We start from the raw sequence: 8,940 nt of genomic DNA on the forward strand, positions 1-8,940 counted from the left end.
CACGCTGTGCACTTGGTCGCTTTTTTCCACCCGCAGCAACACCACATTGCCGGCTTGACCATCTCGCAAGGTGCAGGGCAGTCGCAGCCAATGCACACGGGTGAGGGCGGGCGTGAAGCGCTGCAGCAACTGACGCCTCAAATCGTCAAATCCTTCGGGGTTTTCTTCCACACCCCACAAGCGGCTCTGCGGTTTATCACCAGCCTTGAGGTCTTTGGCGTCGCCCACACCCAGGGCGAGCAATCCACCCTCGGAGTTGGCAAACGCGCACACCGTCTCAACGATCTTCTTGTGCTTGTCGCTGATTCGCTTGAAGTCGAGCGTGCGGTTTTCGGGCGCGGCCAGCAAAGCGGTGATGCGGTCCGCAGCCTGAGCAGAGGTGATGTCGATCATGATGGCTGCTATTTGAACAGCGACTGATGCCCAGTTTCGTCATTTCGATTCGCGAGTGGCAAGACAATCGGTCCATGCAAATCCACCACCTCCTCTTCGACCCCAGCGACGACGGCGAAGGCACCGGCTCCTGGGAAGCCATGGCCAGCGTGCGCGGTGCGCAGTTGCCTGAAGTGATGCAGGAGGTGCGGGCGGTGCTGGCCTGGGCCGAGACGCACAGCCCCGGGCCGAGGGGCCCGCTCGACGAGGGTGGTGTGTGGGACGCCGACGAGCAGGTGCACGCCGATGGCGAGTGGACCACGGTGACGCTCACCCTCACCGGGCCGTGGGCCTGGGGCGAGGCGCTGGTGGCGCACTTCGCGCCGGCAGACTAACGCGCGCTGGCCAGACTCAGCGCGCCTTGGCCGGCGCCAGCACGGGCGCGAGCTGCGCCTGGGTCATGAGCTCGTCGAACCACACGCGGTAGCCGGCGTCGCTGGGGTGCAGGCCGTCAGCGGCGTTGAGCTCGGGCTGCTGGGCGAACGGGTCTTTCGCCTTGTCCTTGAAGAGGTTGATGTACGCGGCCTGGTGGCGCGTGGCGGCTTCGCGCACGAAGCCGTGCAGCGAGCGCGCGCGCGAGGTCATGAGCCACGACGCGGGCGGGAAGAAGAAGGGCGCGTTGCCCACGTTGCCGGCTGGCATGAGCAGCACGCGCTGGCCGCGCGCACGCGCCAGCGTGGCCACGCGCTCAATGTCGGCGCGCACGTCGTCGAGTTTGCGCAGGCGGATCACGTCGTTGCCGCCGGCCTGCACCAGCACGAGGTCGTAGCGCGCGGTGGCGGCTTCGAGCTGCTCGATCACGCCGGCAAAGGTGGCGCCGTCGCGGGCGCGGTTGTCGATCTGCAGGCGCGGGTAGGCCTGCGCCAGAAGCCCGGCCAGGCTCGCCTGCGGGCTGCTCGCGCCGGTGCCCACGCCGGTGCTGTCGCCCACGATGAGCAGGCGCAGCGTGGCCTCAGGCGGGGTGTGCTGCAGGGGTTCGCTGCGCCGGGCGAGTTCGCCGGCCTTGCCGATGCGCCACACCGTGCAGCCCGAGGTGGCGAGCACCGTCAAGACCAGCACGATGACGAGAGCGGGCCACACGGGCCAGGAGGTGGATGGGCTCATCTGGACCAGTCTATGCCCATGTGGTGCTGGCTCGCCAGTTGCTTGGGGAGCAACCCCATGACCCGCCACCCACCGCCCACCCTCGCCGCCACCGCCGACCTGGCCCTGAGCAAGCTCGACAAGGCCCTGCTCAACATCCTGGTGAAAGACGGCCGCGCCTCGTTTGCCGACATGGCGCGCCAGCTGGGCATTTCGCGGGCGCATGCGCGGGCCCGGGTGCAGGCGCTGCAGGACAGCGGCGTGATCGAGCTGTTTGCCGCGGTGATCAACCCCGAGAAGCTGGGGCAGGTGAACTCGACCTTTCTGGACATCGTGGTCACGCCGGCGGCCATCGAGCGCATCGCGCAGGAGCTGGCCGACTGCCCGGAGGTGGTGAGTCTCTACATCATGAGCGACCTGAAAAGCCTGCACGTGCACGCGCTCACCGAGAGCCCGGAAACGTTTGAGGCCTTCGTGCGCCGCCACATCTTCAACAGGCCCGAGATCCTCTCGGTGGACTGCAAGACGCTGCTCACGCGGGTGAAAAACCGCCGTGGCGGCGCGCGTTTGTAAAGCGCCTGCAGGCCGCCCGCATTGGTGCGCGCGCACCGGCGGCGTGCATGGTGAGCGTTTGTGCGGCCCGGGGCGCTCCGCGCGGTCACAGGGATGCCAAGCGCGCAGCGTTCGGTCGATTCGCTTGACAAACGACACGCGCCACGCGTTTCACTGAACATTCGGCACCCACCGCCTCCTGCATGCCGCAGGAGGCGATGCACCAAATCGGAGGCATGCCAACGATCAGCAGAACATTTCTTTTGAAATCAAGGGCTTTTGGGGTGGATTCGCATGGCACGGCGCTTGCGAAAGAGGTGGCATGCCGCTTTACAAACGGCAGCTTTTTTTGTTCAACCCCCACCCGGAGTGCCGCCATGTCCCTGATCCGCCGCCAGTTCCTCACCCGCGCCGCCGTTGCCGGCAGCGTGCTCGGTGCCCCCGTGATCGCCAACGCCCAGTCGGCCAAGTTCAACTGGAAGATGACCAGCGCCTACGGCAAGGGCTCGCCCTTCTACATGGACGGCCCGGGCAGCGCCACCGACCTCGCCAAGCGCATCCGAGAGATGTCGGACGGTCGCCTGAACATCCAGGTGTTCGGCGCGGGCGAGCTCATCCCCGCGTTTGAAGGCTTTGACGCCGTGCGCGCGGGCACGGTGGAAATGAACCACGCCAACGCGTACTTCTGGACCGGCAAGACCGCCGCCGCGCAGTACTTCACCGCTGTGCCCTTCGGCATGAACTTCCAGGGCATGAACGGCTGGCTGTACGACGGCGGCGGCATCGACTTGTGGAACGAGGTCTACGCGCCCTTCGGCATGGTGGCCATGCCCTGCGGCAACACCGGCGTGCAGATGACGGGCTGGTTCAAGAAAGAGATCAAGACCGTGGCCGACCTCAAGGGCCTGAAGATGCGCATTCCGGGGCTGGCCGGCAAGGTGTACGCCAACCTGGGCGTGGACGTGAAGGTGCTGCCCGGCGGCGAGATCTTCCCGGCGCTGGAGCGCGGCGTGATCGACGCGGCCGAGTTCGTCGGCCCCTTCCAGGACCGCCGCCTGGGCCTGCACAAGGCCGCGAAGTTCTACTACACGACCGGCTGGCACGAGTCGTCCACCGTGTCCGAACTGCTGATCAACAAGGCCGCCTGGGACAAGCTGCCCAAAGACCTGCAGGCCATCGTGAGCAACGCCTCGGCCGCGTGCAACGTGATCAGCGAAGGCTGGTGCCAGAAGGCCAACTCCGACGCGATGGAAGACCTGATCAGGAACCAGGGCGTGATCGCCAAGCCGCTGCCCGATGACGTGATCAAGGCGCTCAAGGCCGAGACCAACAAGGTGCTGGCCGAAGGCCTCAAGGACCCGCTGACCAAGAAGGTGCACGACTCGTACATGGCGTTCAAGGCCAAGTACGACCGCTGGAGCGAGATCAGCGAAGAGGCGTACCACCTCAAGGTTCGCGGTTAACCCAGGGGTCGGCATCATGCTCAAGGTTTTGCGGCCGCTGGCCGCACGCATCGAGGGGTTCATCGACCGCATCGGCTCGCTCACGGCGTGGATCGCGCTGGTCATGATCGGTCTGGTGGCCACCAACGTGGTCCTGCGCTACACGTTGAGCTTTGGCTCGGTGTGGGCGCAGGAGCTCGAATGGCACCTGCTCGCCGCCCTCATCCTGCTGGGCATGAGCCACGCGCTGCAGCGCGGCGACAACGTGCGCGTGGACCTGTTTTACGCGCGCTATTCACCGCGCGGCAAGCGCGTGGTGGACGTGGTCTCCGCGCTGCTGCTCATTGCGGTGAGCCTGGCTTTCATCTGGCTCTCGCTTGGGTACGTGGAGCAGTCGCGCTCCATCAACGAAGCCTCGGCCGACCCGGGCGGCATTCCGCTGCGCTGGCTGGTGAAGGCGCTCATTCCGCTGGGCTACGGCCTGCTCGTCCTGCAGCAGCTCGCCCACCTGGTGCGCCTGCTCGATGCACCGCTGGCCACACCCGAGGAGGCTTCCCATGTTTGAGATGTCGACCTACGCCATCTTCATGCTGGTCGGCTTCTTCGTGATGCTGATGATCGGCATCCCGGTGGCCATCAGCCTGGCCGTGACCGGCTTCGTGTTCGGCTGGCTGGGCTTTGGCGAGACGCTGTTCAACCTGCTGCCCGCGCGCTTCTACGGCATCGTGAGCGGCTACCAGTGGATGGCCATTCCGCTGTTTGTGTTCATGGGCGTGATGCTGGAGAAATCGCGGCTGGCCGACGACCTGCTGGACGTGATGGGCCACATCGCCGGCGGCCTCAAGGGCGGCATGGCGATCGGCATCGTGCTGTTCGGCGTTCTCATGGGCGCCACCACCGGCATCGTGGGTGCCACCATCATCACACTGGGCCTGCTGACCCTGCCCACCCTGATCCGGCGCGGCTACGACAAGAGCGTGGCCTGCGGCGTGATCTGCGCTTCGGGCACGCTGGGCCAGATCATTCCACCCAGCCTCATCCTGATCCTTCTCTCGGACATCATGCAGCTGTCGGTGGGCACCCTGTTTGCCGCCGCCGTGGGCCCGGGCATGCTGCTGGCCGCGGTGTACATCGTGTACCTCGTGGTCATGGGCTGGCTCAAGCCCGAGACCATGCCGCCCATTCCGGTGGCGGAGCGCGACGCGGTGTCGCGCCGCCAGCTGTGGGTGCGCTTCTTCAAGGTGCTGGTGCCGCCGGTGATGCTGGTGGTGGCGGTGCTGGGCTCCATCGTGGGCGGCATTGCGGCCCCCACCGAAGCGGCCAGCATGGGCGCGGTGGGTGCGGTGCTGATCACCGCGTTTTCAGGCCGCTTCACCTGGAAGACGCTCAAGGACACCGCGCTGGACACCAGCAAGATCACCGCCATCATGATGTTCATTCTCATGACCGCGCAGGTGTTCGCGCTCTCGTTCCGCGGCCTGCACGGCGAAGACCTGATCGCGGGCATGTTCGAGGCGCTGCCCGGCGGCGTGAACACCGCCATCTGGTTCATGATGCTCATCATCTTTGTGCTCGGCTTCTTCGTCGAGTGGATCGAGATCAGCTACATCGCGGTACCGCTGTTCCTGCCGATCCTCATCAACCTGGGCGTGGACCCGGTGTGGCTGGCGATGCTGATCACGGTCAACCTGCAGTCGAGCTTCCTCACGCCGCCGTTTGGCTGGGCGCTGTTCTACCTGAAGGGTGTGGCGCCGTCCGAGGTGAACATCAAGGACATCTACAAAGGCGTGGTGCCCTTCATCGGGCTGCAGTTCCTCGCCCTCTTGCTGCTGTTCCAGTTCCCGCAGATCGCGCTGTGGCTGCCCAAGGCCATTGGCTGGTAGGTCGCCATGGAGCTCTTCAACCAACACAGCGGCCTCTGGCTGCTGGGCCTGGCCACGGCCCTGCTCGCCACCGGCCTGGTGGCGGGCGTGCTCGCCGGCCTGCTCGGCGTGGGCGGCGGCATCGTCATCGTGCCGGTGCTCTACCACCTGTTCACCCTGCTGGGCGTGGACGAGTCGGTGCGCATGCACGCGGCGGTGGGCACCTCGCTGGCCACCATCATCCCCACGTCCATCATGTCCAGCCGCGCGCACCGCAAGCGCGGCAGCCTGGACATGGCGCTCATCCAGCGGCTCATGCCGTCGGTGATCGTGGGTGTGCTGATCGGTTCGGTGGCCAGCCGTTTTCTCAGCGGGGCTTCGCTCACTGCGGTGTTCGCTTCGGTGGCGCTGGTGGTGGCGCTCAACATGGCCTTCAAGCGCGATGGCTTCGCGCTGCGCGACGGGCTGCCCGGCCCGGTGGGCACGGCGTTCATCGGCAGCGGCATTGGCGGCATTTCCACGCTCATGGGCATCGGTGGCGGCACGCTCTCGGTGCCCATCCTCAATGCGCTGCGCGTGCCCATGCACACCGCCGTGGGCACCGGCGCCATGCTGGGCATGGTGATCAGCGTGCCGGGGGCGGTGGCGTTCCTGTTGAACGGCCTGGATGTGCCCCTGCGCCCCCCGTTCAGCCTGGGGTACGTGAACCTGCTGGGCATGGCGCTCATCGTTCCCGCGACAATGGCGACCACGGGATGGGGTGCGGCACTGGCCCACCGCATCGATGCCAAGCGCCTGCGCCAGGTGTTTGCGGTCTTCCTGGCCCTCACCTCGCTGCGCATGTTTTACGGATTGGCATGAGACAGCCCCCTGCGCTGTTTCATCCGGCGCATGGCCCTCTACAAGCCACAATCTCTTCCCAGCAATGAAAGAGCGTTCCCGATGATTCACACCCTCAAGGCCCTGGGCGGCATGCAGGTCGCCCCCCACCACCTGGCGGCGCAGGCCGGGCGCGACGTGCTGCGCGACGGCGGCAACGCGGTGGAGGCCATGGTGGCCGCAGCTGCGGCCATTGCGGTGGTCTACCCGCACATGAACGCCATTGGTGGCGACGGCTTCTGGCTCATCCACGAACCGGGCAAGCCGGTGGTTGCCATCGACGCCTGCGGCCCGTCGGCCGCCCTGGCCTCGCGCGACTTTTATGCGGGCCTGAACGCCATTCCCTCGCGCGGCCCGACCGCCGCGCTCACCGTGGCCGGTACCATCGGCGGCTGGGCCAAGGCGCTGGAGGTGGCCGCCCCCTGGGGTACGGCGCTGCCGCTCTCGCGCCTGCTGGCCGACGGCATTCGCCACGCGCAAAACGGCATCGCGGTGAGCACCAGCCAGTCCGCGCTCACGAAGCAAAAGCTCGACGGCCTGAAAGACGCGCCCGGCTTCGCGCACACCTTCCTCGTCAACGGCCAGCCGCCCGAGCCCGGCCACGTGCTCAAGCAGCCCGCGCTCGCCCGCACGCTGACCTCGCTCGCCGAACGCGGCCTGGACGACTTCTACCGCGGTGAACTCGGCGCGCGCATCGGCGCAGCGCTGGAGCGCGCAGGCAGCCCGCTGCGCGCCAGCGACCTGGCCGCCTACCGCGCACAACTCGTCGAGCCCCTGGCCGTGCGCCTGGACGACAGCACCGTCTACAACCTGCCACCGCCCACCCAAGGCCTGGCAGCACTCATGATCCTGGGCCTGTTCGAGCGCCTGGGCGTGAGCGAAGGCGAGGGCTTTGCGCACATTCACGGGCTGGTCGAGGCGACCAAGCGCGCCTTCCGGGTGCGCGAACGCGTGGTCACCGACCCCGGGCGCCTGCCGGCCGACCCGCGCGGCTTCCTGCAACCCGGCAGCCTGTCCACCCTGGCCGCCAGCATCGACCGCCAGCGCGCCCTGCCCTGGCCCGACCCCGCCGCGCCCGGCGACACGATCTGGATGGGCGCGATCGACGCGCAAGGCCGCGCGGTCAGCTTCATCCAGAGCGTGTACTGGGAATTCGGCTCGGGCACCGTGCTCGAAGACACCGGCATCTGCTGGCAGAACCGGGGCACCAGCTTCTCGCTCGACCCCAAGGCCCTCAACACACTGGAGCCCGGCCGCAAGCCGTTCCACACACTCAACCCGTCGCTGGCGGTGTTCGACGATGGCCGCGTGATGCCCTACGGCACCATGGGCGGCGAAGGCCAGCCGCAAACGCAGGCCGCCGTGTTCACCCGCTACGCGCGCTTTGGCCAGCCCCTGCAGCAGGCGGTGAGCGCGCCGCGCTGGCTGCTCGGCCGCACCTGGGGCGACGAGAGCACCACCCTGAAGCTGGAGAGCCGCTTTGACCCCGCGCTGGTGGACGCGCTGCGCGAAGCCGGCCACGCGGTCGACGTGCTGCCCGAAGCGTTCAGCGACACGATGGGCCACGCCGGTGCGCTGGTGCGCCACCCCAACGGCGTGATCGAGGGCGCTGCCGACCCCCGCAGCGACGGCAGCGTGGCCGCCCTGTGAGCACGCTGCCGCGCGCCGGCGCTGGCGAGCGCCTGATGTTCATCGACCTGCTCAAGGCGGTGGGCTCGCAGATGATCGTGCTGCACCACCTGGCGTTCTACGGCCCGATGTCGGACTGGACGCACCGCCTCGCCCCCGAGCTGGTCGCGTGGTTCAGCCAGGACGCGCGCATGGCCGTGCAGGTGTTCCTGGTGGTGGCGGGCTTCCTGGCCGCGCGCAGCCTCGCGCCGGGCGGCGTGCCTCGCACTGCGCCTTTCCTGCCGCAACTGGGCCAGCGGTACCTGCGCACCGCGTTGCCCTACATCGCCTCGCTGCTGGTGGCCATGCTGTGCACCGAACTCGCCCGGCGCTGGATGGTGCACAGCTCGCTGTCTGCGCCCCCCGGCTTGTGGCAGTTCGTCTCGCACGCGCTGCTCTTGCACACGCTGCTGGACGTGGACTCGCTCTCGGCCGGCGTCTGGTACGTGGCGATCGACTTCCAGCTCTACGCGCTGCTGCTGGGCCTGTTGTGGCTGGCGCGGCGACAGCCTGCGGCCACGGCCTGGGTGCACGCGCTGGTGGCGGTGGTGGTGGCGGCTTCGCTGCTGCATTTCAACCGCGACAGCGAGTGGGACAGCTGGGCGCTGTACTTCTTTGGCGCCTACGGCTTGGGCGCGCTCACCTACTGGACCACCCACAGCGACGACGCCTGGCGCCAGGGACGCTGGCTGCTGGGTGCGCTGGTGGCGCTCACGCTGGCGGCCCTGGCCATCGACTTCCGCGAGCGCATCGCGCTGGCGCTCGCGGTCTGCCTGGCGCTGGCCTGCGCGCAGCGCCAGGGATGGCTGTTCACCTGGCCGCGCAGCGGCGTGGTGGCGTACCTGAGCCGCATTTCGTATGCGGTGTTCCTGCTCAACTTCCCCATTGCGCTGGTGGTCAACGCCTGGTTCACGCGCTTTGGCGCGGCCACCACCGAAGCGCAGACCGCCGGCGTGTTGCTGGCCTGGCTGGCCTGCAACGTGGCCGGCGCGCTGTTCCACCACGGGGTGGAGCAACCGCTG

9 protein-coding genes and 1 pseudogene are annotated in these 8,940 nt (G+C 67.8%); 8 read left to right on the forward strand and 2 right to left on the reverse strand.

The window, feature by feature from the left end; translation table 11 throughout:
• Positions 1–12 precede the first annotated feature (12 nt).
• Positions 13–393: pseudogene (locus tag KXJ60_RS21660) on the reverse strand (ATP-binding protein); the annotation flags it as partial.
• A 74-nt stretch (positions 394–467) separates the two neighbouring features.
• Here KXJ60_RS21660 and KXJ60_RS05675 point away from each other — a divergent pair.
• On the forward strand, positions 468–767 hold the full coding sequence (locus KXJ60_RS05675) for a hypothetical protein (protein WP_291125016.1): 300 nt from the start codon (positions 468–470) through the stop codon (positions 765–767).
• Between the two features lie 16 nt (positions 768–783).
• Here KXJ60_RS05675 and KXJ60_RS05680 read toward each other — a convergent pair whose 3' ends face one another.
• A complete protein-coding gene (locus tag KXJ60_RS05680; protein WP_291125018.1) occupies positions 784–1,536 on the reverse strand; it encodes a GDSL-type esterase/lipase family protein in 753 nt (250 codons plus the stop codon).
• Positions 1,537–1,593: 57 nt separating this feature from the next.
• Between KXJ60_RS05680 and KXJ60_RS05685 the strand changes: the two genes are divergently transcribed.
• The 7 genes from KXJ60_RS05685 to KXJ60_RS05715 form a co-directional block, all read left to right on the forward strand.
• Positions 1,594–2,088, forward strand: coding sequence for an Lrp/AsnC family transcriptional regulator (locus KXJ60_RS05685; RefSeq protein ID WP_291125021.1), 495 nt, complete (start codon positions 1,594–1,596; stop codon positions 2,086–2,088).
• A gap of 356 nt (positions 2,089–2,444) precedes the next feature.
• A complete protein-coding gene (dctP, locus tag KXJ60_RS05690) occupies positions 2,445–3,530 on the forward strand; it encodes a TRAP transporter substrate-binding protein DctP (RefSeq protein WP_291125024.1) in 1,086 nt (361 codons plus the stop codon).
• A gap of 16 nt (positions 3,531–3,546) precedes the next feature.
• A complete protein-coding gene (locus KXJ60_RS05695) occupies positions 3,547–4,074 on the forward strand; it encodes a TRAP transporter small permease subunit (RefSeq protein WP_291125027.1) in 528 nt (175 codons plus the stop codon).
• Positions 4,067–5,392 carry a TRAP transporter large permease subunit gene (locus KXJ60_RS05700; RefSeq protein ID WP_291125030.1) on the forward strand — a complete coding sequence of 442 codons (1,326 nt, stop codon included), beginning with the start codon at positions 4,067–4,069 and terminating at the stop codon, positions 5,390–5,392. Before KXJ60_RS05695 ends, KXJ60_RS05700 begins: the two co-directional genes overlap by 8 nt.
• Before the next feature lie 6 nt (positions 5,393–5,398).
• Positions 5,399–6,232 carry a sulfite exporter TauE/SafE family protein gene (locus KXJ60_RS05705; protein ID WP_291125033.1) on the forward strand — a complete coding sequence of 278 codons (834 nt, stop codon included), beginning with the start codon at positions 5,399–5,401 and terminating at the stop codon, positions 6,230–6,232.
• 81 nt (positions 6,233–6,313) lie between these two features.
• Positions 6,314–7,900 carry a gamma-glutamyltransferase family protein gene (locus KXJ60_RS05710; protein WP_291125036.1) on the forward strand — a complete coding sequence of 529 codons (1,587 nt, stop codon included), beginning with the start codon at positions 6,314–6,316 and terminating at the stop codon, positions 7,898–7,900.
• The coding region (locus KXJ60_RS05715) for an acyltransferase family protein (protein ID WP_291125039.1) at positions 7,897–8,940 on the forward strand (1,044 nt) is incomplete at its 3' end. The genes KXJ60_RS05710 and KXJ60_RS05715, both read left to right, overlap by 4 nt.

Source organism: Hydrogenophaga sp., from assembly GCF_019264445.1.
In the GTDB taxonomy this organism is placed as follows: Bacteria; Pseudomonadota; Gammaproteobacteria; order Burkholderiales; family Burkholderiaceae_C; genus Hydrogenophaga.